Here is a 386-nt window from a genome sequence, read left to right on the forward strand (position 1 = left end):
GTCTATGAGGATGCGTATAGTCATTACCTGGCTGCGCCTTCCCGTTGCCGACCAAATGCTGTCACAGGTTTCGGTGAATCTCATATGCCCCTGCTCGTGTCATCCGACTTGAGTCCGCTTCTGGCGACCAACGGCCTGACCTAGATCAGACAACGCCGTCGTTCGGGTCGGACTCAGGGGGTTTGTCGAAAGGAATTCGTGCACGGCCTTCAATTTGCCGAGCAGTTCGTCGAAAGTGATGACTACGACTTCGCGCTGGTTTCCTCTGAACAGTTCGAACGACTGCCTCAGCCACTTGTCTTGCGGACTGGTGCCAATGATGAGAAAGCACGGAACGGACCAAGCGTCGATGTGCATGTTGTCGTCGATCGACCGTTTGATATGGA

Annotated in this window: 1 protein-coding gene; it reads right to left on the reverse strand. The window is 54.4% G+C overall.

Annotation, left to right across the window (positions count from 1 at the left end):
• Window positions 1–99: 99 nt before the first annotated feature.
• A partial coding sequence (locus EOA22_RS37485) for a Shedu anti-phage system protein SduA domain-containing protein (RefSeq protein WP_127390790.1) occupies window positions 100–386 on the reverse strand: 287 nt, incomplete at its 5' end.

Source organism: Mesorhizobium sp. M7A.F.Ca.US.014.04.1.1 (assembly GCF_003998745.1).
GTDB lineage: Bacteria > Pseudomonadota > Alphaproteobacteria > Rhizobiales > Rhizobiaceae > Mesorhizobium > Mesorhizobium ciceri.